20 protein-coding genes and 5 pseudogenes are annotated in these 22,284 nt (G+C 70.2%); 6 read left to right on the top strand and 19 right to left on the bottom strand.

The genetic code is table 11. The annotated features are described in order from the left end of the window. Window positions 1-3: 3 nt before the first annotated feature. The 7 genes from OOK07_RS05320 to OOK07_RS05290 all read right to left on the bottom strand — a co-directional run bounded on the left by OOK07_RS05320 (window position 4) and on the right by OOK07_RS05290 (window position 7,859). Complete coding sequence (locus OOK07_RS05320) at window positions 4-174, bottom strand: hypothetical protein (protein ID WP_266795238.1); 171 nt, start codon at window positions 172-174, stop codon at window positions 4-6. A 13-nt stretch (window positions 175-187) separates the two neighbouring features. Then, window positions 188-2,038 carry a serine/threonine-protein kinase gene (locus OOK07_RS05315; protein ID WP_266795236.1) on the bottom strand — a complete coding sequence of 617 codons (1,851 nt, stop codon included), beginning with the start codon at window positions 2,036-2,038 and terminating at the stop codon, window positions 188-190. A gap of 28 nt (window positions 2,039-2,066) precedes the next feature. Beyond that, window positions 2,067-3,446 carry a DUF6777 domain-containing protein gene (locus OOK07_RS05310; RefSeq protein WP_266795235.1) on the bottom strand — a complete coding sequence of 460 codons (1,380 nt, stop codon included), beginning with the start codon at window positions 3,444-3,446 and terminating at the stop codon, window positions 2,067-2,069. An 85-nt stretch (window positions 3,447-3,531) separates the two neighbouring features. Then, window positions 3,532-4,482 carry a cytochrome c oxidase assembly protein gene (locus OOK07_RS05305; protein WP_266795233.1) on the bottom strand — a complete coding sequence of 317 codons (951 nt, stop codon included), beginning with the start codon at window positions 4,480-4,482 and terminating at the stop codon, window positions 3,532-3,534. Between the two features lie 178 nt (window positions 4,483-4,660). Next, on the bottom strand, window positions 4,661-5,686 hold the full coding sequence (locus OOK07_RS05300; RefSeq protein WP_266795232.1) for a 6-phosphofructokinase: 1,026 nt from the start codon (window positions 5,684-5,686) through the stop codon (window positions 4,661-4,663). Window positions 5,687-5,874: 188 nt separating this feature from the next. Then, window positions 5,875-6,603: a type 1 glutamine amidotransferase gene (locus OOK07_RS05295; protein WP_266795231.1), complete on the bottom strand. Its 729-nt coding sequence runs from the start codon at window positions 6,601-6,603 to the stop codon at window positions 5,875-5,877. Window positions 6,604-6,620: 17 nt separating this feature from the next. Continuing rightward, window positions 6,621-7,859, bottom strand: a complete 1,239-nt coding sequence (locus OOK07_RS05290) for a MurT ligase domain-containing protein (protein WP_266527445.1) — start codon at window positions 7,857-7,859, stop codon at window positions 6,621-6,623. 114 nt (window positions 7,860-7,973) lie between these two features. Here OOK07_RS05290 and def point away from each other — a divergent pair, with 114 nt between their 5' ends. Continuing rightward, window positions 7,974-8,513 (top strand): peptide deformylase, encoded by a 540-nt coding sequence (gene def, locus OOK07_RS05285; protein ID WP_266677419.1) that lies wholly within the window; start codon window positions 7,974-7,976, stop codon window positions 8,511-8,513. A gap of 45 nt (window positions 8,514-8,558) precedes the next feature. Here def and OOK07_RS05280 read toward each other — a convergent pair whose 3' ends face one another. Then, window positions 8,559-9,203: a TetR/AcrR family transcriptional regulator gene (locus OOK07_RS05280; RefSeq protein WP_266677412.1), complete on the bottom strand. Its 645-nt coding sequence runs from the start codon at window positions 9,201-9,203 to the stop codon at window positions 8,559-8,561. A gap of 172 nt (window positions 9,204-9,375) precedes the next feature. Between OOK07_RS05280 and OOK07_RS05275 the strand changes: the two genes are divergently transcribed. Continuing rightward, on the top strand, window positions 9,376-10,602 hold the full coding sequence (locus OOK07_RS05275; protein ID WP_266677410.1) for an acyl-CoA dehydrogenase family protein: 1,227 nt from the start codon (window positions 9,376-9,378) through the stop codon (window positions 10,600-10,602). Between the two features lie 71 nt (window positions 10,603-10,673). Here the strand turns inward: OOK07_RS05275 and OOK07_RS05270 are convergent. Together OOK07_RS05270 and OOK07_RS05265 are read right to left on the bottom strand one after the other, a co-directional pair. Beyond that, window positions 10,674-11,209 (bottom strand): annotated as a pseudogene (locus tag OOK07_RS05270) (cupin domain-containing protein). 105 nt (window positions 11,210-11,314) lie between these two features. Then, a pseudogene (locus OOK07_RS05265) lies at window positions 11,315-11,467 on the bottom strand (type III polyketide synthase); the annotation flags it as partial. 188 nt (window positions 11,468-11,655) lie between these two features. Here OOK07_RS05265 and OOK07_RS05260 point away from each other — a divergent pair. Next, window positions 11,656-12,318, top strand: coding sequence for a thiaminase II/PqqC family protein (locus tag OOK07_RS05260; RefSeq protein ID WP_266795229.1), 663 nt, complete (start codon window positions 11,656-11,658; stop codon window positions 12,316-12,318). 39 nt (window positions 12,319-12,357) lie between these two features. On the opposite strand, the gene OOK07_RS05255 is transcribed toward OOK07_RS05260, so the two are convergent. The 4 genes and pseudogenes from OOK07_RS05255 to OOK07_RS05240 all read right to left on the bottom strand — a co-directional run. Then, window positions 12,358-12,594, bottom strand: coding sequence for a DUF6213 family protein (locus OOK07_RS05255; protein ID WP_266527430.1), 237 nt, complete (start codon window positions 12,592-12,594; stop codon window positions 12,358-12,360). 25 nt (window positions 12,595-12,619) lie between these two features. After that, window positions 12,620-14,014, bottom strand: coding sequence for an NADP-dependent succinic semialdehyde dehydrogenase (locus tag OOK07_RS05250; RefSeq protein ID WP_266677406.1), 1,395 nt, complete (start codon window positions 14,012-14,014; stop codon window positions 12,620-12,622). 77 nt (window positions 14,015-14,091) lie between these two features. Further along, complete coding sequence (locus OOK07_RS05245) at window positions 14,092-14,559, bottom strand: NUDIX hydrolase (protein WP_266795227.1); 468 nt, start codon at window positions 14,557-14,559, stop codon at window positions 14,092-14,094. Continuing rightward, window positions 14,556-14,741: pseudogene (locus OOK07_RS05240) on the bottom strand (ATP dependent DNA ligase); the annotation flags it as partial. The gene OOK07_RS05245 and the pseudogene OOK07_RS05240, both read right to left, overlap by 4 nt. 107 nt (window positions 14,742-14,848) lie before the next feature. Here OOK07_RS05240 and OOK07_RS05235 point away from each other — a divergent pair. Then, a complete protein-coding gene (locus tag OOK07_RS05235) occupies window positions 14,849-15,970 on the top strand; it encodes an IS630 family transposase (protein WP_323182926.1) in 1,122 nt (373 codons plus the stop codon). Window positions 15,971-15,998: 28 nt separating this feature from the next. Here the strand turns inward: OOK07_RS05235 and OOK07_RS05230 are convergent, their stop codons facing one another. The 4 genes and pseudogenes from OOK07_RS05230 to OOK07_RS05215 all read right to left on the bottom strand — a co-directional run. Continuing rightward, complete coding sequence (locus OOK07_RS05230) at window positions 15,999-16,640, bottom strand: hypothetical protein (RefSeq protein ID WP_266795180.1); 642 nt, start codon at window positions 16,638-16,640, stop codon at window positions 15,999-16,001. Window positions 16,641-16,757: 117 nt separating this feature from the next. Continuing rightward, window positions 16,758-18,356 (bottom strand): IS1634 family transposase, encoded by a 1,599-nt coding sequence (locus OOK07_RS05225; protein WP_266679595.1) that lies wholly within the window; start codon window positions 18,354-18,356, stop codon window positions 16,758-16,760. A 152-nt stretch (window positions 18,357-18,508) separates the two neighbouring features. After that, a pseudogene (locus OOK07_RS05220) lies at window positions 18,509-19,840 on the bottom strand (ATP-dependent DNA ligase); the annotation flags it as partial. A 194-nt stretch (window positions 19,841-20,034) separates the two neighbouring features. Continuing rightward, window positions 20,035-20,304, bottom strand: a pseudogene (locus tag OOK07_RS05215) (FAD-dependent oxidoreductase); the annotation flags it as partial. 63 nt (window positions 20,305-20,367) lie between these two features. On the opposite strand from OOK07_RS05215, the gene OOK07_RS05210 reads away from it, so the two are divergent. Next, a complete protein-coding gene (locus tag OOK07_RS05210; RefSeq protein ID WP_266677402.1) occupies window positions 20,368-20,940 on the top strand; it encodes a helix-turn-helix domain-containing protein in 573 nt (190 codons plus the stop codon). 69 nt (window positions 20,941-21,009) lie between these two features. Here the strand turns inward: OOK07_RS05210 and OOK07_RS05205 are convergent, their stop codons facing one another. Beyond that, entirely contained in the window at window positions 21,010-21,354 is a 345-nt protein-coding gene (locus OOK07_RS05205) for a helix-turn-helix transcriptional regulator (protein WP_266677400.1), read from the bottom strand. Window positions 21,355-21,484: 130 nt separating this feature from the next. Between OOK07_RS05205 and OOK07_RS05200 the strand changes: the two genes are divergently transcribed. Continuing rightward, entirely contained in the window at window positions 21,485-22,225 is a 741-nt protein-coding gene (locus OOK07_RS05200; protein WP_266677398.1) for an ANTAR domain-containing protein, read from the top strand. Window positions 22,226-22,284 lie beyond the last annotated feature (59 nt).

The following is a 22,284-nucleotide window of genomic DNA, read 5'->3' as shown; positions in this document are numbered from 1 at the left end:
GCGTCACGTACTGCGGGTCGCCACCATCCCGAGGGTGAGCAGGCCCAGCACGACCCAGCCGAACCACAGCCAGCCGCTGGAGCCGAGCGCCACCGTGTAGGCGGTCACAACGACGAGGCCGCCGACCGTGACCGCCCCCATCACCTTCGTAGAACTGTCCGCAGAACCGGGCATCGCGGCACCCTCCTCAGGGTTCGTCCCCCTCTATGGTGCCCCCGTTCTGCTTCCGGACGGTGCACACGACGAAATGCGTGCCCGACTTCCACGGGCCCTCACTGGTCCAGGAGCCCGCCGTGTAGACCGACGGATCGAAGCCGTAGTCGCTCGGCGGCACGTCCTTCGCGCACGACGCGTCCGACTTCGTACGGGCGTCGGTGAGCGTGACGCCCGCGCCCAGCCGGGTGAAACCGAGCACCTGCTCGTCGTGCGGACCACCGCAGGACACCAGGCGGGCGTCCCGGTCGGAACGGATCCGCAGGCAGTCGCGCCGCTGCATGTTCGCCGTGTCGGCGAAGGCCGCGCCGGCCTTCCGCCGGTCGCCGAGCGGCCCGTACACCGGCCCGTGCGCACCGAGCACCAGACAGGCGGTGCGCCGTCCCGCGGTGTCGAAACCGGACTGTGTGGGCACGACGGCGACGCTGCGGACATCGGCCAGCCGTTCCCGGATCTCCTGCGTCCGCTGCTCGCACCGGGCCGGCCCCAGCCTGCGCGCCTCATCCGCCGACGCCGCCGTCACGAACGCCGTCACCTGCCCGTCGGGAGCCCTGTCCGTACAGGTCGGATCCGGGGCGAGGCGCGGCGTGCCCTGGAAACGCACCGGGCCCGGCCAGTCCACGAGCACGCACTCCCCGTCCTTGAGCGGCCGGGTGAGCCCGACGGCCGTGCCGTACGGCGACGACTCCGTCCCGTCGTCGCCGCTCTTCCGGTGCGCCGTCGCGTACCAGACGCCGCCCAGGGCCAGCACCAGACCGAGACAGGCGGCGAGGACGGCCCGCAGGACCCGCGGCAGCTCGCGGCGGCGGTGGGAGGGCGGGGACGACACGACGACGGGCCCGAAGCCGTACGGCCGGGTGCCGTGCGCAGGAGGCGAAGGGGCAGGTCCGGGTGACATCGCGGCCCAGGGCGGCAGCGAACCGGGGTCGGCCTGTGCACGGGTGTACGCCTCGGCCTGCGACGTGACGATCCGCGACAGCGCCGCCTCCGCCTCCGTCGCGGACGGCCGCCGCCCCGGATCCTTCACCAGCATCGCCTGCAGTACGGGGCCCAGCGCACCGGCCCGCACGGCCGGACGCGGCTCCTCCATGACCACCGCGGTGACCTCCGCGAGATGTGACTCGCGCTCGAAGGGGCCCAGGCCCTCGACGCCGTGGTAGAGCGTGCAGCCCAGCGAGAACAGATCGGCGGCCGGGGTGGGCGAACCGCCCGTGGCCCGCTCCGGCGCCAGATAGCCCGACGTCCCCACCAGTACGGACGCCAGCGTGTACCGGGTCTCCCCGGTGTCCGGCTGCACCGAGATGCCGTAGTCGGTGAGCAGGATGCGGCCGTACGGCGCCCCGGTGCGGTCCGGCGCGAGCAGGATGTTCGCCGGTTTCACGTCCCGGTGCATGACGCCGCGCTCGTGTCCGGCGGTCAGTGCGTCCAGCACGGCGAGCCCGACGCGGGCGCACTCGGCGGGCGCGAGCGGTCCGCGCGTATCGACCAGCTCCTTCAGGTCGACGGCGCCCGCCACGTACTCCATGACGATCCACGGCAGCCCCTCGTGCTCCAGCACGTCGTGCACCGTCACCACGTGCGGATGGCCGCGCAGCCCCGCCGCGTGCCGGGCCTCCGCGCGGGCGCGGGCGACCCGGGCCTCCCGCTCGTCGCCGGACGGGTCCGGGTCCCGGAACACGATCTCCTTGAGCGCGACCTCGCAGGCGAGTCTCCGGTCGTGGGCGAGCCACACATGACCCATGCCGCCGCTGCCGAGCGGGTTCAGCAGCAGATAGCGGCCGGCGATGACCCGGCCCACTCCCGACGTCGGTGATCCTGAATGCATCCGGTGACTCCCGGGTTCCTCGGGGGCGCTACGTGATGGCGATCGAGGCGGGCCCCGAAGACGCGGGCTCACTCGTGGCGGGGGCGCGGCTCGCCGGCGGCTCGCTGGTGGCCGGAGCGCTGACGGTCTCGGGCGGCGGGGCGCTCGTGGTGTCCGGGGCGCCGGGAGGCGGAGCGCTGCTGGTGACCGGATCGCCGGCCGGGGATGAGCCGGCCGTCGTCGGCGGCGAACCGGGCGGCTCACTCGACGGGGGTGCCTTGGAGCTGGGCGGTGCGCTCGACGTGGGCGGGGAGGACGACGGCCCCGCCCCGCTGCTCGACGAGACGGACGGGGAAGACAGGGAAGACGGCGAGGACGGCCAGTAAGGCGAGGACGGTGGTGCGGTGGACGGCGGCTCGGGGACCGAAGGCGGCGCCGGGGGAGTGGTCGACCGGTCGGACGTCCCCCCGGACGCGCCTCCCGGCGTCCTGCCGGCCACGCTCAGCATCACGTACTCCCCGAACCCGAGCTCGGTCCCCGTCGGCGGGTCCGATGCCGTCACCCGTGCGTCGTCGGGCGGCCGTTCCTTCCCGTCGTACCCGACCGCCAGCCCCTCGTCGGCCAGCCGTCGGCTCGCCTCTCCGAACAGGGTCCCGGCGAGGTCGGGCACCGCACGCTGCTTGCGGGTGTCGAAGGTCCTGTCGTGGGCGCCCGTCGTGCCGGCCGGCCGGTCGATGCCCCGGCCGGGATCGTCGACGTCGACCAGAGCGAGCCGCTCCATGCTCCGCGGCGCGGGCCGCACGGCCACCACGGATGAGGGCCGGTATCCCCGCCATTTCTTGTTGCCGTCCTCGAACTTGACCGAAATCCTGTTCGTGTCGTCCGTGAAGGGGCGGAGTGGATTTCCGCACGAGCACTTCACAGCCGGAAGTCCCTGTTCGTCGACGAGAACGGCGACTCCCGCCTGCAGCAAGGAGTTGTAGGGGACGGCCTTTCCCTTTTTGTAGTCGTGGTTCAGTACGAGAGTGTCGTGACGCAGGAGCACAGGAGTGAGCCGGTCCAGATATCCCGGGATCCCGGCCGTGGTGATGCCCGGTGCGGTCGCCCAGGCTTGCGCCTTGCGCCTGTTCCCGGGGTCCGTGAGGAAGGCCTTGAGCTGCTTGACGTCGCAGATGGTCGGCTTCCTCGTGCCCCCGTACAGGCCTGGTGTGTCCCCTTGCTGCAGACTCCCGTGCACGGCCTGCGACCTGACCACGGCGTCATGGCCAAGACGGCCGCTCTCGTCGAAGAAAGGCGCGAGCGAAGGAACTCCCGCGGCCACCGCCTTCACCATGAGCGGTGGCGCGCTTCGATCACAGCCGCTGAGCGTCAGAACGAAGAAGAGCAGGACGGCGATCTTACGGATCGCCGATTTCCCGGTTCCTTGCATAAATGCGCGAAGTGTCATTACCGCCCCCCCAGGCGGTTCCCCCGATGCACTTCATGCTACTGAATGCTTCCGAATGGCGAAGCCTTCAACGGCCCCGTGCGTTCAATGAGGCCAAATAGGCGTTGTATGCCTCGAGTTCCTTGTCGCCGTCCCGGTCGGCGGCGCGGTCCTGGCGCTTGGCCTGCCGCTGTTCGGAGCCGTACCACTGGAACAGCAGCGCGAGCAGCACCAGGACGGAGGGCACCTCGCTGAACGCCCAGGCGATGCCGCCGGCCGCGGTCTGGTCGGAGAGCGCGTCGATGCCGAGCGAGGCGGGCGGGTTCCTGAACGTTTCCACCATCGGCGTCGACGCCATCATCAGCGCGATGCCGAAGAACGCGTGGAACGGCATGCCCGCGAACAGCTCCAGCATCCGCATCAGATAACCCGGCCGCTGCGGCCCGGGATCCACGCCGATGATCGGCCAGAAGAAGACCACACCCACGGCCAGGAAGTGCACCATCATCGCGACGTGCCCCGTCTTGGAGCCCATCAGGAAGTCGAAGATCGGGGTGAAGTACAGCGCGTACAGGCTCGCGATGAACAGCGGAATGGTGAAGGCCGGGTGCGTGATGATCCGCATGTACCGGCTGTGCAGCAGCATCAGCAGCAGCTCACGCGGACCCCTGCGGCCCTTCCCTGCGGTCGGCAGCGCGCGCAGTGCGAGGGTGACCGGCGCGCCGAGCAGGATCAGGATCGGCGACAGCATGCTGATGATCATGTGCTGCACCATGTGCACGCTGAACATGACCATGCCGTAGTCGTTGAGCTTCGTGCACATCACGAGCCCGACGGTCAGCAGACCGAGGACGAACGAGACGGTCCGCGCCGGCGACCACTTGTCACCGCGCCGCCGCAGCCGTACGACGCCGTACGCGTACAGCGCGAGTCCCACGAGGCAGGCCACGAGGAAGAACGGGTCCGCCGACCACTGAAGACCCCGCCCCAGCGTGAACGGCGGCAGATCCATGGTCATGCCGTGCCCGCTGTGATCCATCCAACGGCTCCTGATTCGTGGGGGTTGTGCGCTGTCTGTCCGGACCCAGACTAGAACCGCCCCCGGCCGCTGCTGCGACCGGGGGCGGACTCTTACATTCCGTTCAAGACCAATGACGTACGAGGACGCACTGGGCGACGTACGAAGCGAGGCACTTGGTGACGCACCTGGTGGCGTGCTAGAGGACGCACTCCGCCTCGTCGTAACGCTCCACCGGCACCGTCTTCAGCGTCTCGACCGCCTCCGCCAGCGACACCATCTCGATGTCCGTGCCGCGCAGTGCGGTCATCTTGCCGAACTCGCCCCGGTGCACGGCCTCCACGGCGTGCCAGCCGAAACGGGTGGCGAGCACCCGGTCGTACGCGGTCGGCGTACCGCCCCGCTGCACATGCCCCAGGATGACCGGCCGCGCTTCCTTCCCCAGCCGCTCCTCCAGCTCGATGGAGAGCTGGTTGGCGATCCCGGCGAAGCGCTCGTGGCCGTAGATGTCCCTGCCACCCTCGTCGAACGCCATGGACCCGGCCTTCGGCTTGGCCCCCTCGGCCGCGACGACGATGGCGAACCGCTTGCCCGCCTCGAACCGCTCGCCGACCTTCCGGGCCAACTCCTCGATGTCGAAGGGCCGTTCCGGTACGACGATGGCGTGGGCGCCGGCCGCCATGCCGGAGTGCAACGCGATCCAGCCGGTGTGCCGGCCCATGACCTCCACGACCATGACGCGCTGGTGCGACTCGGCGGTGGTCTTCAGCCGGTCCAGGGCCTCGGTCGCGACGCCGACGGCCGTGTCGAAGCCGAACGTGACGTCCGTGACGGCGATGTCGTTGTCGATGGTCTTGGGGACACCGACGATCGGCAGGCCGGCGTCGTACATCAGCCGGGCCGCCTTCAGCGTGCCCTCACCACCGATGGGGATGATCGCGTCGAGACCGAGCTCCTCGACATGTCCCCTGGCCCGCTCCACACCGTCCCGCAGATGGGAGGGCTGGACCCGGGACGAGCCGAGGATGGTGCCGCCGCGGGCCAGGATGCCGCCCACCGCGTCGAGGTCGAGCTTGAGGTAGTCGCACTCCAGGAGGCCCTTCCAGCCGTCCCGGAAGCCGATGACCTCGTCGCCGTGGTCGGCCACGGCACGGTGCACGACGGACCGGATGACGGCGTTCAGGCCGGGACAGTCGCCGCCGGACGTGAGGACACCAATGCGCATAGCCCGAAAAAACCTTCTCAGCTATTGAACGTGGCACGGGACCGGACCGCGCTGTCCGGCTCGAACCCCGCCACCCTAGCGGCAGGAGGGGGCGGGGCCCTACCGTGCGTCCGCCTGCTGGACGACCCCGCTCACCTGTGCGGACGCGCCGTCAGACGGGCTGGATCCCGCACACCGCGGGCCCGGCCTCAGGCAGGCTGCTGAGCAGCCGCGATGCGCTCGTTGCGCAGCGCCTCGTACCAGCGGTCGTCGGTCGGGGGCAGCGCGTTCACATCGAGCGCCAGCTTCAGCAGCAGGTCCGCGATCAGCGGGTTGCGGGCCAGCACCGGACCGTGCATGTACGTACCGAAGACCGTGTCGTTGTACGCGCCCTCCGTGCCGTCGCCCGTGCCGTTGCCGTTGCCGAGGCGGACATTGGCGAAGGGGCGGGCCGTCGGACCGAGGTGGGTGACGCCCTGGTGGTTCTCGAAGCCGGTCAGCGGGGGCAGGCCGAGCTGCGGGTTGATGTCGGCGAGCACGTCACCGACGCACCGCTCGCCCTCGCCGCGCACCGAGACCACGTCCAGCAGACCGAGGCCGGGCTCGCGCTGGCCGAGGTCGTTGATGAACTCGTGGCCGAGGATCTGGTAGCCGGCGCACACCGAGAAGAGGATCGCGCCGTTCTCGGCGGCCCGGTGCAGACCGCCGTCCCGGCGCAGCCGCTCGGCCGCGAGCCGCTGCGGACGGTCCTCGCCGCCACCGATGAGGTAGATGTCACCGGAGGTGGGGATCGGCTGGTCGCTGCGCACGTCCAGGCGGGCCACGTCCAGGCCGCGCTGCCGGGCCCGGCGCTCCACGACCAGGACGTTGCCCTGGTCGCCGTACGTGCTGAGCAGGTCGGGGTAGATCCAGACGACCCGCAGGCTGTTGTCGCTCACTTGTGTCCTCCGAGTGGTCAGTTGCCGACGCGGCGGCGCAGGTCCTGGAACGCGGTGTAGTTGGCGATGACCTCGATCCGGCCCGGCGGGCACATCTGCACCGCCTGGTCGAGGTCGTCGCAGACCTGGAAGTGCTGGTTCGCGACCTCCAGACGCACCGCGAGGTCCAGCTTCCGGTCACCGATCACGCAGATCGGGTGGCCGGCCAGGCGCGTGTAGTCGACGTCCCACAGCCAGGAGGTGTCGGTGCCGTCCGCGCCGCGCGCGTTCACCGAAAGGATCACCGGGGTGGGCGGAGGATCGATCAGGCTGAACGTTTCGAGCCAGCCCGCCGGGTTCTTGGCGAGCAGGAGCCGGAGGTCGCGCTGCTGGAACTGCACCACGTCGTAGCGTCCGGCGACGGCCTGCACCTGGTACATGCGTTCCAGGGCGACCTGCGGCGGTACGCCGAAGACGGCGGCGACGGCGGCGGAGCTGGCGGCGTTCGCCTTGTTGGCGCGGCCGGGCAGCTGGAGATGGATGGGCCAGGCGGACCCGTGGGGGTCGAGGACGTGGTCGCCGCGCAGTGCCCAGCTCGGCGTGGGCCGTCGGAAGCCGCACTCCCCGCAGAACCAGTCGTCGCCGGGCCGCTGCATCACGCCACCGCAGGACGGGCAGGACCAGGCGTCGTCCTTCCACATCTGCCCGGCGGCGACCCAGATCACATTGGGGGAGGAGGACGCGGCCCACACCACCAGCGGGTCGTCGGCGTTGGCGACGATGACGGCCTTCGATCCCGCGAGCCCCTCGCGCCAGGCCTCCGCGAGCATCCGGGTCTCGGCGGCGCGGTCGAGCTGGTCGCGGGAGAGGTTCAGCAGCGCGATGCACTTCGGGTCGGTGTCCCGGGCGACGCCGGCCAGGTACTTCTCGTCGACCTCGATCACGCCGAACCGGGCGTCCGAGCTGCCGGCGAGCGCCGAGGTGATGCCGGCGGGCATGTTGGCGCCGAGCGCGTTGGAGACGACCGGGCCGGCGGCGCGCAGCGCCTCGGCGATCAGCCGCGTCGTCGTGGTCTTGCCGTTGGTCGCCGAGACCAGCGTGACGTCCAGGTTCTGGGCGAGCCGCGCGAGGAGGTCGGGGTCGAGCTTGAGCGCCACCCGGCCGCCGATCACCGAACCGCTGCCGCGCCCGGCGGCGCGTGACGCCGCCGCGACCGCCTTGCCGGCGGTCACGGCCAGCTTGGCCCGCGGCGTGAGCGGGTCCGAGTTGCCTGCCATCAGTTCTCGATCCTCCTTGCGTACGCGCCGTGCCTGGAGCCTTACGGCAACGTGGTGTGGACCTCAGCCTATCGAGATCCGTTCACCGTCCCGAACCGCCGTACCCTTGCGGCCATGCGAAACGGCTCCATTCCGGGCACCCGCGGGCGTGTCCGGCCCCTCACCCTGCTCGCGGACCCGCTCCTGCACGCCCCGTGCGAGGAGGTCACCGACTTCGGCCCCGAACTGGCCGCACTGGTCGAGGACCTGTTCGCCACGATGTACGCGGCGCAGGGCGTCGGTCTGGCGGCCAACCAGGTCGGTGAATCCTTGCGGGTGTTCGTCTACGACTGCCCGGACGACGACGAGGTCCGCCATCTGGGACATGTGGTGAATCCGCGGCTGGTCGAGGCCGACGGAGTGGTGATCAGGGGCCCGGAGGGCTGCCTGTCCCTGCCGGGCCTGGAGGCGGGGACGGAGCGCCACGACCACGCGGTGGTGGAGGGCTTCACCGCCACCGGGAAGCCGGTGACGGTCCACGGCACGGGATTCTTTGCCAGATGCTTGCAGCACGAGTGCGATCACCTGGAGGGCAAGGTCTATGCCGACCGCCTGACGGGCCGGCGGCACCGGCGCCTGATGCGACAGGTGAGGCGAGCTTCCTGGCGCCGGTGAAGCGGACGACGTCGACCCCACCGGCCCCCAGCCGGAACGCAGCCGTCAGAACCCCGGACCACCGACCTTGTCGCCCGCCGCGGCCAGCCGTCCCCACAGGAGATCGGCCAGACTCCGCACCAACTCGGCCCGGGAACACGGACGTTCCCCCAGCCACCAGTCGCCCGCCGCGTGCATCATGCCGACGATCCCGTGTCCCCACACCCGGGCCAGCCGCTGGCCCTCCGGCCCCAGGTCCAGCCGGTCCTCGATGACCTGTGCCAACTCCTCGCCCATGCGCCTCAGCAGCGGAATCGCGTGCTTGCCGGCGTCGAAGCCCTGGTCGCCCGTCGGGTTGCCCTCCGCGGGATGCATCAGGAAGCGGTACACCTGCGGGCGTGCTTCGATCGCCGTGAGGTAGGTGTCGAGCGTGGCCTCCACCCTTTCCCGCCGGTCCGCGGGGGCGTCGAGGGCCGCCCGGAGCGAGTTCAGCAGGGCGTCGGTATGCCGCTTGGCCAACGCGGCGTACAGTCCGCTCTTGTCGCCGAAGTGCCGGTACAGGATGGGCTTTGTGATCCCTGCCTCAGCCGCGATGGCGTTCATCGAGGCCTGGGGGCCGTCGCGCAGGACCACCCTGTCGGCCGCCTCCAGGAGTTCGCGCCGACGTCGGTCGGCGGACCGCTGCTGCTCGGTCCGCTGTGTGGTGTCCATGAGCTCTCCCCGCCCGTGCCAATTCGGTGACGCCTGCGCAAAATAACACTGAACATGCCTTCTGCATCGAACGGGCTGCCGACCCGGCATGGGGAGTTGACTTTTCCTACCCGTGGGTAACAGACTCAAGTTACCGCTAGTAACAATAAAAGGCACCGCCGCTGGAGGGGACATGGCCGAGTTCACCATGGAGCTCAACGACGAACAGAGGGAGGTCCGGGACTGGCTGCACGGGTTCGCCGCCGACGTCATCCGCCCCGCGGCCGCCGAATGGGACGAGCGTGAGGAGACTCCCTGGCCGGTCATCCAGGAAGCCGCGAAGGTAGGCATCTACTCCCTCGACTTCTACGCCCAGCAGTACTTCGACCCCACCGGTCTGGGCATCCCGACGGCGATGGAGGAGCTGTTCTGGGGCGACGCGGGCATCGCCCTGTCGATCGTGGGCACCGGCCTCGCCGCCGTGGGCGTTCTCGCCAACGGAACCGAGGAGCAGATCGGCACCTGGATCCCGCAGATGTACGGCGACGCGGACGACGTCAAGGTCGCGGCCTTCTGCTCCTCCGAGCCCGACGCCGGCTCCGACGTGGCCTCCATGCGCACGCGCGCCGTGTACGACGAAGCCAAGGACGAGTGGGTGCTCAACGGCACGAAGACCTGGGCGACCAACGGCGGCATCGCCAACGTCCACGTCGTCGTCGCGGTCGTCGACCCGGAGCTGGGCTCCAAGGGCCACGCGTCCTTCATCGTCCCGCCGAACACGCCGGGCCTGTCCCAGGGGCAGAAGTTCAAGAAGCACGGCATCCGCGCCTCGCACACCGCCGAGGTCGTCCTGGAGGACGCGCGCGTCCCCGGTTCCTGCCTCCTCGGCGGCAAGGAGAAGCTGGACGAGCGTCTGGCGCGGGCCCGCGAGCGGGCCAGGGCGGGCGGTGAGCGCGTGAAGAACGCGGCCATGGCGACGTTCGAGGCGAGCCGCCCCGCGGTGGGTGCCATGGCGGTCGGCACCGCTCGGGCCGCGTACGAGGTGGCCCTCGACTACGCCATGACCCGTGAGCAGTTCGGACGTCCGATCATCGACAACCAGGGCGTCGCCTTCCAGCTCGCGGACATGCGGACGTCCATCGACGCGGCTCGTCTGCTGGTCTGGCGGGCGTCCTGGATGGCGGTCAACGGCAAGCAGTTCACGGCCGCCGAGGGCTCCATGTCGAAGCTGTTCGCCAGTGAGACGGCGAAGAAGGTCACGGCCCAGGCCCTCCAGATCCTCGGCGGCAACGGCTACACGCGGGAGTACCCGGTGGAGCGGATGCACCGTGACGCCGCGATCTACACGATCTTCGAAGGTACGAGTGAGATTCAGCGGCTGGTGATCGCGCGCACGTTGTCGGGGATGCCGATCCGGTAGCGCCCGACCGGGGCGCGGGGAACTGTGCGGCCGGCCGCATACGACCTGCGGGCCGAGCCGCACCGTGTTCGTCACCGGTGTTTCAACGGTGTCAGCTGCTCGATGTCGTAGCGGCCGCGCAGTTCTTCGACCGCCGCGTGATCCGGCGGTCCCGCTGCTCCGAGGATCTCCAGCAGTTCCGCGAAGTAGCGCTCGTGATCCGGGGGCGGGGATGCCTGGAAGAAAATCCTCGCCGGGGTGTCCGTCGGATTGGCGAACGCATGCGGGCACCCGGGCGGTACGACGATGACCGTACCCGGTGTCGCACGGACCACCCGGTTGCCCGAACTCGACTGCCAGCGCTGCCAGTTGTCGGGGCGCGCGCACCCGCGGCTCGAAGGCGAGGACGTCCAGCTCGCCTTCGAGGACATAGAACAACTCCTCGCTGCGGGTGTGCACACGGGCGCCCACGTCGAAGCCCGGCAGGACCTCCACCTCGCCTCCACCTCGAAGGTCGAGGCGGTGCGCGAGCGGGTGCCGGTGACCTTGAAGGGCACGCGCTGGGCCGGGGTCTGGACGACCCCCTGCCGTGGCCCGGCGGGACCAGCAGGCCCTCCGTCGCGGTCACCTGCCGCTCACCACGTGACCGGCAGGGCTTCGGGACCGCGGATCAACGCCCCCTTCTTGAAGGGCACCCGGTCCGGCGGTACGGCCAGCTTCAGGTCCGGCACCCGTGCCGGGTGCGTACGCCCGTGTTCTCGATCAGCCGGAGGGCCGGCGGCAGTTGGGGATGGTCGGCGTGGTGGGAGCGCGCGAGTTCCAGCGTCTCCTCCATCGTGATCACGTGCTCTGGGACGGACACCGAGGGTCTGCACAAAGTCGCCATGAACCGCGCCTGCTTTCGCCGTCCGGGGGGCCGTTCGGCACCCGGGTCGGAAAGTGGTTCACCCTTGCGGGTGATTAACCCACGATCACCCGTCGGGTCGACGATCTCGCGTCGGGCTACTCCGAATCGGGGACCCCGTGCCAGGGTCGACGACAGGAGCCCCGCATCCGAAACCCACGGAGGACGCGATGACGCGTACGGCCACGGAACTGCTGGAGACGACCACCGCGACGCTCGCCCCGGATCCCCACGCCAACGCTCTCGTGCCGCTGATCGCCCGCGGCGAGGCCTCCCGCGACACACTCGTGACGCTCGCTCTGGAACAGCGCTGGGTGATCCCGGCGGACCGTCGCGCGTTCCTGCATCTGGCGCAGCGCGCGACCGAGGAGCCGGAGGCGGCCGCGTTCTTCGAGATGCTCGCCGAGGGCGAGGCGCTGGCGGGGGAGCGGCTGGAGCCGTTCGCGGCGGCGTGCGGCATCGACGAGGCACGGACGCGCGCATACGAGCCGCTGCCGGGCTGCCAGGCCTATCCGTCCTACGTCGCCTGGCTCGCCCTCAACGCCTCCCCGACGGACACGGTCCTGGCGATCACCGCCAACTTCTCGGCCTGGGGCGGCTACTGCGCAACCATCGCACAGGCCCTGCGCACCCACTACGGCTTCAAGGGCGACGAGTGCGCCTTCTTCGACTTCTTCGCCGAGCCGTCACCGGAGCTGGACCGGAAGGCGACGGCGGCGGTCCAGGCGGGCCTGGACGCGGGGTTCCTCGATGAGGAACGCGCACACGGGCATGGCCGACTGCTCCAGAGCTACGAGGCGCTGTTCTGGTCGACGTTGCTGCAGCTGGCCTAGAAGCACGGCCCAGAAGCACGGCCTGGAAGAGGGCGCCCCCTACGGCGCACTCCCGCTGCTGTGCGCGATGCACGCCACGTCGATCCGGTCGGCCAGCTTCGCCAGCTCAATGGTCAACGCCGCCACAGTGTCCTCGTCGAGTCCGCTCTCCCCGGCCTCGACAAGGTGCAGCCACCGGCCCCCCACCGTCCGCAACAACTTGCTCACATCGGCCGCGGCCACCTGCAAGGTACCGCGGTCGTCGACGATCAGAGGCAGAGTCACTTCGCGGTTCACAACCGGGATGTTAGCCGCGCAGCGTTCACGCACCGTGCCAAACCGTCGTGATGTTGCAGAACTCCCGGATTCCGTGCCCGGACAGCTCACGCCCGTACCCGGACCGCTTGACCCCGCCGAACGGGAACGCCGGATGGGAGGCGGTCATGCCGTTGAAGAACACGCCGCCCGCCTCCAGGTCCCGTACGAACCGGTCGACCTCCGCCTCGTCCCGCGTCCACACGTTCGAACTCAGCCCGAACGGCGAGTCGTTGGCGATGAGCACGGCCTCGTCGAGACCCGATGCGCGATACAGGGTGGCGACGGGCCCGAAGGCCTCCTCGCGGTGGATCCGCATCTCCCGTGTGATCCCGGCGATGACGGTCGGCGGGTAGTACCAGCCGGGCAGCTCGGGCCGGCGGAGTCGATGGCCGCCGCACAGCACCTGCGCCCCGCTGTGCCTGGCGTCGTCGACGAGCTCCTCCAGATCGGCCCGCCCCTGCTCGCTCGACAGCGGCCCGACCTCCGTGTCCTCCTCCATCGGGTCGCCGACCTTGAGCGCCTTCATGCCCTCGACGAACCGCTCCGTGAACCGGTCGTAGACGTCCGTGTGCACGATGAACCGCTTGGCGGCGATGCACGACTGGCCGTTGTTCTGCACGCGCGCGGTGACCGCGATCCGCGCGGCCCGGTCGACGTCGGCGGACGGCATGACGACGTACGGGTCGCTGCCGCCCAGCTCCAGCACCGTCTTCTTGATCATCTCCCCGGAGGTGGACGCGACCGCGCGGCCCGCGGGTTCGCTGCCGGTGAGGGTGGCCGCCTTCACACGGTCGTCGCGCAGGAGGTCGTCGACCGCGCCCGAGCCGACCAGCAGCGTCTGGAAGCAGCCTTCCGGATAGCCGGCCCGATGGAAGAGGTCCTCCAGGAAGAGGGCCGTCTGCGGCACGTTGGAGGCGTGCTTGAGCAGGCCCACGTTGCCCGCCATCAGCGCGGGCGCGGCGAACCGGATCACCTGCCACAGCGGGAAGTTCCACGGCATCACCGCGAGCACGGGACCGAGCGGCCGGTAGCGGACCAGGACGCGGGAGCCGCCCGAGTCCTTCACATCGGCGTCCGCGGGCTCCTCGTCGGCCAGCAGTTCCTCGGCGTGGTCGGCGTACCAGCGCATCGCCTTGGCGCACTTGGCGGCCTCGGCGCGCGCCTGCTTGATGGGCTTGCCCATCTCGGTGGTCATGACACGGGCGATGTCCTGCTGGATGTCGTCGAGCAGGCCGGCGGCCCTGTGCAGCAGGCGGGCGCGTTCGCCGAAGGGTGTCGTCCGGTAGGTGCGGAACGTCGCCTCCGCGAGCTGGAGCCGGCGCTCCAGCTCCTCCTCGCCCATGGCCTCGTACGTCTTGAGCGTCTCGCCGTTCGCCGGATTCACCGTCGCGATGGGCATGGCTGACCTCCTGGGGGCGCTGCTCGTGTTACGACCTTCCCGCGCGCCGCGGGTGACCGCAACGCGTGTGCGTCTGCTCAGGGCGAGTGCTCGGCCAGCCGGTCGAGAAACGCGGCCTGCGCCGTGACGATCACCTCCCGTGCGCGGTCGAGCCCGAACCACCGCACGCGGTCCAGCTCGGGGAACTCCTGGGTCTGCCCGGACCGCGGCGGCCACTCCATCCGGAACGTCCCGGGCTCGATCGTCGCCGGATCGAGGTCGGCCTCGACGGCCCAGGCCGTGACGGTCTTGCCGCCCGTCTGCCGGACCTCGCCCAGGGGCACCGCCTCGCCGGCAGGCGGCGGCAGCCCCAGCTCCTCCTGGAACTCGCGCCGCGCGGCGTCCCGGGCGGTCTCCTCCCCGGCCACGTACTCGCCCTTCGGGACGGTCCACGCCCCGGCGTCCCGCCTGGCGAAGAACGGGCCACCCATATGGCCCAGCAATACCTCCAGGCCGTTGCCGGTGTGCCGGAACAACAGCAGGCCCGCGCTCCGCTTCCCGCTCACAGGTGTACCTCCGGGTGCGCGGCCAGCAGCGTCTCGACCGTGTCCGCCTGCTCGGGACGCTTGTCCTCGCGGTAGCGGACCACGCGGGCGAAGCGGAGGGTGACGCCCGCCGGGTAGCGGGTGGACCTCTGCAGGCCGTCGTAGGCGATCTCGACGACGAGTTCGGGGCGTACGGTCACCACGTGGGCGTTGCAGCCCGTGGCTAGTGCTCTGACCACATTGGTTCGCCGGGTTGGTGGTCGGGGCGGTTGGATGTGCGGTGACGTCCGATCCGAGTGCTGGGGGTGCGGTGGCTGAGCCTGTCCGCGTGCGCAGGTTGACCGACCAGGAGGGGCAGAAGCTGCAGCAGATCGTGCGCCGGGGCAGCACCAGTTCGGTGCGCTTCCGACGCGCGATGATGCTACTGGCGTCGGCTGGCGGGAACCGGGTCCCGGTGATCGCCCAGCTGGTGCAGGCCGACGAGGACACAGTCCGGGATGTGATCCACCGGTTCAACGAGATCGGCCTGGCCTGTCTGGACCCTCGGTGGGCGGGAGGCCGTCCCCGCCTGCTCAGTCCTGACGACGAGGACTTCGTCGTCCAGACGGCCACCACCCGCCCGACCAAGCTCGGCCAGCCCTTCACCCGCTGGTCCATCCGCAAACTCGCCGCCTACCTGCGGAAAGTCCATGGGCGGGTCATCCGCATCGGTCGCGAGGCATTACGCCGTCTGCTCGCCCGCCGCGGCATCACCTTCCAGCGCACCAAGACGTGGAAGGAGTCCCCGGACCCCGACCGCGAGGCAAAGCTGGACCGGATCGAGGAGGTCCTGGACCGCTTCCCGGACCGGGTCTTCGCGTTCGACGAGTTCGGCCCGCTCGGAATCCGCCCCACCGGCGGTGCGTGCTGGGCTCCCGCCAGTCATCCCGAGCGGCACCCGGCGACCTACCACCGCACCCACGGCGTCAGGTACTTCCACGGCTGCTATTCGGTCGGCGACGACACGCTCTGGGGCGTCAACCGCCGGAAGAAGGGGGCCGCGAACACCCTGGCCGCGCTCAGGTCGATCCGGGCCGCCCGCCCGGACGGCGCCCCGATCTACGTCATCCTGGACAACCTGTCCGCCCACAAGGGCGAGACGATCCGCCGCTGGGCGAAGAAGAACCGCGTCGAGCTGTGCTTCACGCCGACATACGCGTCCTGGGCCAACCCGATCGAGGCGCACTTCGGACCGTTGCGGCAGTTCACCGTCGCGAACTCCAACCACCGCAACCACACCGTGCAGACCCGGGCCCTGCACGCCTATCTGCGCTGGCGCAACGCGAATGCCCGTCACCCCGACGTGCTGGCAGCCCAGCGCCGCGAGCGCGCTCGCATCCGCAGCGAGAAGGGCATCCGTTGGGGCGGACGTCCCCTCGCCGATGCCGCTTGACCGGCCGGATATCTTTCCCGGCCGAGTCCTAGCAGTAGCCGTCCACGCTGGCGCCGACTGGAGCGAGGTTGGGCCAGGGACGCCCTGCTCTGTCGGAGGCAGCGGACCGTAGGAGGTCAAGAAGAGTGCACCCTGGGTAGCCCCGGAAGCTCGCGTAGGTGCCCCGGTAGTAGCAGTTCCAGTAGCTCACGACCCGCCGTTGCGTGCGTGCGAAGAAGGCCGGGTTGTCCACGATGAACTGCCCGTAAGCGAGGTGGCCGCAGGTGCCGGGCGTGGCGAGGCCACGGAGCTCATCGCAGATGACCACCAGGATTTCCAAGACGTACTCGCCAACCAGCTGCACGACGAAGGGGACGACCCATGGGTCCGTGGAACCAACGACCTTCTCCAGATGACGCTGTCTGACCACCCCGTCGCAGTGCCTTGAGTACAGACAGTGCAGAAGCTGCCGTTGGCGCGACGAAAGCGACGCCACCGCGTCAGTTGGCGGCTCGCCGTTGTAGAGGCGGCCGGGGATCAAAACCTGCTGGCCCTCTACAGCGACCGAGAACGAGGCATGCGGCGGGAACCGAGAATCAGGCATCACCGCCAGGACTGCCTCGGCATCGCTTGCAAGCTCGGCTGGGAACGCCGTGACCAACGGATTGCTGCTGTCGGAAAGCGGCTGCACGAGCCGAGCATAGGCGGATGCCACGGCCAGGTAGCCGGCATCAATGGCCACACACCCGCTCAACCCGGCGAAGGTATGCGGTCAGAGCACTAGCCCTGTACTTCGCGGGTCGCCGTTTCAGGTCATTGGCCAGCGGGTTTGAGTGACTTCGATGCCGAGGAGGTCGAGGAGGTGGAGTTGGACTCCTCGGGTGATCTGGACGGTGGGTGGATCGGTGACGTTGCCGATCCGCAGGGCGAGTTCGCTCAGGTGGTAGAGGATCATGCGGCCGGTGGGCCGCACCCGGCGGTTGTCCGGGTAGAGGCCGACCATCGTCTGCTCGGGGCCCAGGGCTTGTCTGACCTGGCGCTCGATCAGGCTGAAGACCAGCAGGGCCAGGCAGATGACCTGGATCAGGGCGGCGACGCGGTGGTTGTGCTGCACGAACAGCGGGGTGACCGCCAGGGGGCCCTTGAAGTCCGCGTAACGGCGCTCGACCGATCCCTGGCCCTTGTACTGGATCAGGACCTGGCCCGGGTCGGCCTGCTCGGGGGTCAGCGCCGTCAGCAGCGCGTACCAGCCGTCGGCTGCCGCCTCGTCGTCCAGGACCTGATGGTCGAAGTGCCAGGCCAGGGTGGGCCTGCCGTTGTCGTCTTCGCCGATCTCGGTGCGCAGGCAGGAGGCAACCCGCCGGGTCTTGGCGATCACGCCGATACGGGCCGCGATCTTCTCGGCGGTGTTGTAGTACCTGCCGCCGGCTCCGTGCTGGACCTTGTCCAGGTCCTCGGCCGCGCGGGTGAGGCGTTTGGTGCGGGCGGCCTGCTGGCCCGCAGCGTTGCCGGTGGAGTGGACCAGGATTCGGCGAACGCTCAGGACCGGGTCGCGCCTGCGCGGACCGTTCAGGGTGTGAACGTCCTCCAGTACCCGGTAGACCTCGCGCTGGGCGGGGTCCTTGCCCGCGTCGCGGTCGGGCACCCAGTCCACGACAGTGGCGGCCTCCAGGTCCAAGGCGGCATAGAAACCGTCCTTGACCTGAGCCGCCGGGACCGGGGCGATGAATGCCGTCCTGGCTGCCAGCAGTGCGGCGACGTTCGGGTAGGAAACCAGCTTGGAATCGGCGACCAGCAGGAACTCCCGTTCGCCGGCCAGCTTCTGCAGATCCTTCATCGCCCCGACGACCTGGGACACCTCGGCCGCGCCCCCGCCGAAGACCCGGGCGTGGACCGGGATGCCGCCGTCACCGGTGACCGCGAGCCCGGCCTGGACCTGCTTCAGGTCCACCCGGCGGTCCTTGGGATGCCCGTGCTTGATCACCGGGAACGCGTCGTCCTGATCTTCCAGCGGGTAGGCCCCGTGGACGGACATGGACGTCATGTCCCAGTGCAACCGCGACACGTCGATGCCGAACTCGGTGATCGCCCGCGCGCCGACCGTGCCCGCGAGTTGCTCCAGCTTCGGGGCGATCGCATCCAGTGCCCGCGCGAGGCGGTCGTCGTTGAGCAAGCCCGCCTCGATGCCCAGGACCTCCTCCACCGCCCAGGTCCGGGCCCAGTCGCCGACCCGGAACAGCGGTATCGGCGAGGTCAGCCGGTTCGCGACCAGCGCCTCGATGACCTGCCCGTGCGTCAGGTGCGCGCTCGGCGCGGACGGGCACAACCCGTCGACGATCCCCGCCACGTCCAGCCGGCGCAGAAACTCGGCAGCGACAGGCAGAGCGCCCAGACGCTTCTCCACCACAGACGTCACCACGCACTCAAGGCGCTGACGCTGGGACCGAGGCCGCGGGGACCGGGAAATCATCGACACACCCGGCTAACGCCCACAGCCCCGACCCGGATACGACCGAACCCTCTACTCCAACCGATTCAACGACCCGCGAAGTACGGGACTAGCTCCTGCAGACGCTCGGTCTGCCAGGTGAGCATCGCGTCGGTCATGCCCTTGAACGTCTTGCCGAGCATGGCGAAGGAGCCGTCGGCGTCGCGGGCGCCGAGGTGGAGGTTGGAGAGCTTGCCGGTGCGGCGGCCGTGGCCCCACTCGGCGGCCAGCACCACCAGGTCGAGCGTGTGCACGGGCTTGACCTTCAGCCAGGACGCGCCGCGCCGGCCCGCGCCGTAGGCGGCGTCCAGCCCCTTGACGACCACGCCCTCGTGACCGCGCTCCAGGGTCTTTGCGAGGAAGTCCTCGGCCGGGCCCACGTCCTGAGGCCCGGACACCAGGGTGCGCCGTACCCGCATCGGTTCGGGCACCAGCCGGGCGAGTTCCGCGTGGCGCTCGGCGAACGGCAGGTCGAGCAGGTCACGGTCGTCGACCGAGAGGGCGTCGAAGAAGACCGGAGAGACGGGAACCGACTCGGCTGCCGTCGCCACGTCCACGCGCGAGCCGACCCTCCCGGCCGTCGCCTGGAAGGACCGGGGCCGCCCGTCCTCGCCGAAGGAGATCACCTCACCGTCCAGGATGAAGCGTCGGCTCCTCAACTCCAGTGCGGCGGTGGTGAGTTCGGGCAGCCGGTCGGTGATGTCGTCAAGGGTGCGGGTGTAGATCCGTACGGAATCGCCGTCCCGGTGGACCTGGACGCGGATGCCGTCCAGCTTCTCCTCGACCGCGCAGGCGCCGAGCTTGTCGACCGCCTCGGCCACCGAGGAGGCGCTGTGCGCCAGCATCGGCAGGACCGGGCGGCCGACGGTGAGCCGGAAGCGTTCGAGCGACGCCGGGCCGTCGGTGAGCAGGGCCTGTGCCACCGTCTGGAGGGAGCCCGCGAGCATCACGGCCCGCCGCACGTCCGCCGCCGGCACCTGCGTCGCCTGTGCCAGCCCCTCGACGGCCACGGCCTCCAGGGCGCCCTGCCGTACCTCGCCGGTGATCAGCCCGAACAGGAACCGCTGCTCGTCCTCGGTGGCCGCGCCCATCAACTCCCCGACCAGCCGGGCCCGTTCGGCCTGCGAGCCGGCGCCCGCGACCTTGCCCAGGTCGGTGAGCACGGCGTCGGCCTCGCGCACGGTAAGAGTCGGTTCGGGGGCGGGGCCGACCGGGCGGCTCAGCACCTTCCAGCCGACGCCGAGCCGTCCCTGGGGCAGTCGTCCCGCCAGATACGGGATCACGATCGGCACGTCGTCCGGCTCGGCGTCCCGGAACAGCTCGGCGAGCAGAGCGATCTTCCGGGACCGCGCCGAGGCGGCGGCGACCTCCTGGGACACATGGGCCAGCCGGGCAAGCAGCATGCAGCCATGGTGCGACGCGCTCCGCCGGATTACACCTGGACGAAGGGATTGTGTGTCGGGTGCGGGCTTGTTGTGGCCGGTCGCGCCGTTCCCCGCGCGCCTTGGGGTGGTGCGTCCAGGTCCGTCATGAGGAGCTCTCCGTCGACGGTGGCGCCCGCCCGGTAGCCGCCCGCCGCGGCGTTCACGACCTGCTCGGCGAAGTCCTCGCCCCTGCCGACGTCCACCGCCCGGTCCCGGACCGGCTCGACGCCGTAGCGTGCGATCTCCTCGCGCCCGATCGCCAGGAACTCCTGCGGCGGCATACCGTCGCGCGACAGATGGCCGTGCATGGGGGCGGCCGGCGCGCTGCGGGGTTCGCCCGCGTCGACGACCAGGGCGCGGCGCAGGGCCCGGGTCAGGACGAGGGCCGCGGACAGTCCGGCCGCGCCGCCTCCGATCACGATCACTTCGTATGTCCCGGTCATGCCCACAACCTGCTCCGCGGGTGCGGGATTGACAAACGTCATTGCTGATTCTGCAATACGAGCATGAGTACCGAAGGCGTTCTCGCGGATGTGGGCCCCCGGCTGCGTCGGATCCGGAAGGAGCGGGAGGTGACCTTGGCGGAACTGTCCGCGGCGACCGGCATCTCGGTGAGCACCCTGTCGCGTCTGGAGTCCGGCCTGCGCAAGCCCAGCCTCGAACTGCTGCTGCCGGTCGCCCAGGCACACCAGGTGCCGCTCGACGAACTGGTCGGTGCCCCGCCGGTCGGCGATCCGCGCGTCCGTCTCCAGCCGCTGGTCCGGCACGGACGTACCTTCTGGCCGCTCACTCGGCAGCCCGGCGGGCTCCAGGCGTTCAAGGTGCTCGTACCGCGGCGGGCGGAGGAGCCCGAGCCACGCACCCATGAGGGCTATGAGTGGCTGTACGTCCTGTCGGGGCGGCTGAGGGTGGTGCTGGGCGAGCACGACGTGCTGATGGGCGCCGGGGAGGCGGCGGAGTTCGACACACGGGTGCCGCACTGGTTCGGGTCGACGGGAGAGGAGCCCGCGGAGTTCCTGAGCCTGTTCGGGCCGCAGGGGGAGCGGATGCATGTACGGGCCCGGCCCAAGGGGGCGTAGCGGTCGGCGCCGCCGGACACTACGCCCCGGCCGTCCGGTCCGACGGTCGCCCGTCGCGTCCGCGGGTGATCAGGCCGGGGCGTGCGGTCTGTTCTCGGGGGAGGGGGAACGGTCGGCCTCGGCCTGGGCGAGCAGTGACAGCAGCGATGTCACGGTGAGCCCGGCCTCGGCAGGATGTCGCAGGACCTTGCCGGGCTCGATGCGGTAGGTGTTGGTGCGTCCTTCCCGGACGTGCGAGAGGTAGCCGTCCTGCTCAAGGTCGGAAATGATCTTCTGAACCGCGCGTTCGGTCAGCCTGCAGTGGGCGGCGATGTCGCGGATCCGGGCGCTCTGGTTGTCGGCGATCGCCGCAAGCACTCGTGCGTGATTGGTCAGAAACGTCCATCCGGTGTGTGGCTCGGGCACTCCATCCATGTGCCAACTCTAGCGACCAACCATTCGCGCATTCAAAAACCCGAACTCTGTTTCATGTATTAGTTGACGTATGAGGGGTGAGAAGGGGAACCTGAAGGCGGAGGCAAGCGAGTACGTGAGGGGAAGGGTCATGCCGGAACGTGTGCACTCGGCACAGCCCCCGGGCCTGGCCACAATCAGGTCGGCGGAGGTCGGCAGCCGGATGAGCGTCACGGTGCGCGGCGAGCTCGACATCGGTGCCCAGCAGCTCCAGTCCGAGCTCCGCGACATCCTCGGCCGTTCGGCCACCGGGGTCGACCTGGATCTGAGTGCCGTCCGATTCTGCGACTGCGGCGGCCTCAACATCCTGCTCGACCTGCGGCGCCAGGCCCTGCTCCAGGGCAAGACGGTCGCCGTCAGGGCCTGCAGCCCGGAGGTCCAGCGGCTGCTCGACCTCACCGGCGCCGGGGAGCTGTTCACGCACCCCGGCCCGGACGGTCCTCATGCCGCGGTCCCCGAGGTCCTTGACGGCCGGAGGCAGGAGAAGGGCGTCGACCAGGAACTGCGCACCGAGGTGGCACAGCTGCGCCGGGCCATGCAGACCCGTCCTGCCATAGACGTGGCCCGCGGCATCCTGATGGCCTCCTTCAGCCTGAGTGCCGAAGCCGCCTGGACCGTGCTCGTCACGGCCTCCCAGAACACCAACACAAAGCTGCACCACCTCGCCCAGGACCTGATGGACACCATCCATGGAACCCCGCTCCCGGAAGAGGTGCGAGAGCAGGTGGCGGCGGCCGTCCTCAAGGTGCAGGCGGCTCCGCCGATACCGCTCGACGGCGTGGCCGTGCAGGACATCACGCCGGAGCCGGACGCTGCCCCGCCCCTCGTGTAGGGCTGTGCCGAAGCGCGGAATGTGACGTTCGCGGCAGCGCTGTTCCCTCGGAGGCAAGC

This window comes from Streptomyces sp. NBC_00078 (assembly GCF_026343335.1).
In the GTDB taxonomy this organism is placed as follows: domain Bacteria; phylum Actinomycetota; class Actinomycetes; order Streptomycetales; family Streptomycetaceae; genus Streptomyces.
This window is presented reverse-complemented; position numbering and strand designations above follow the sequence as displayed.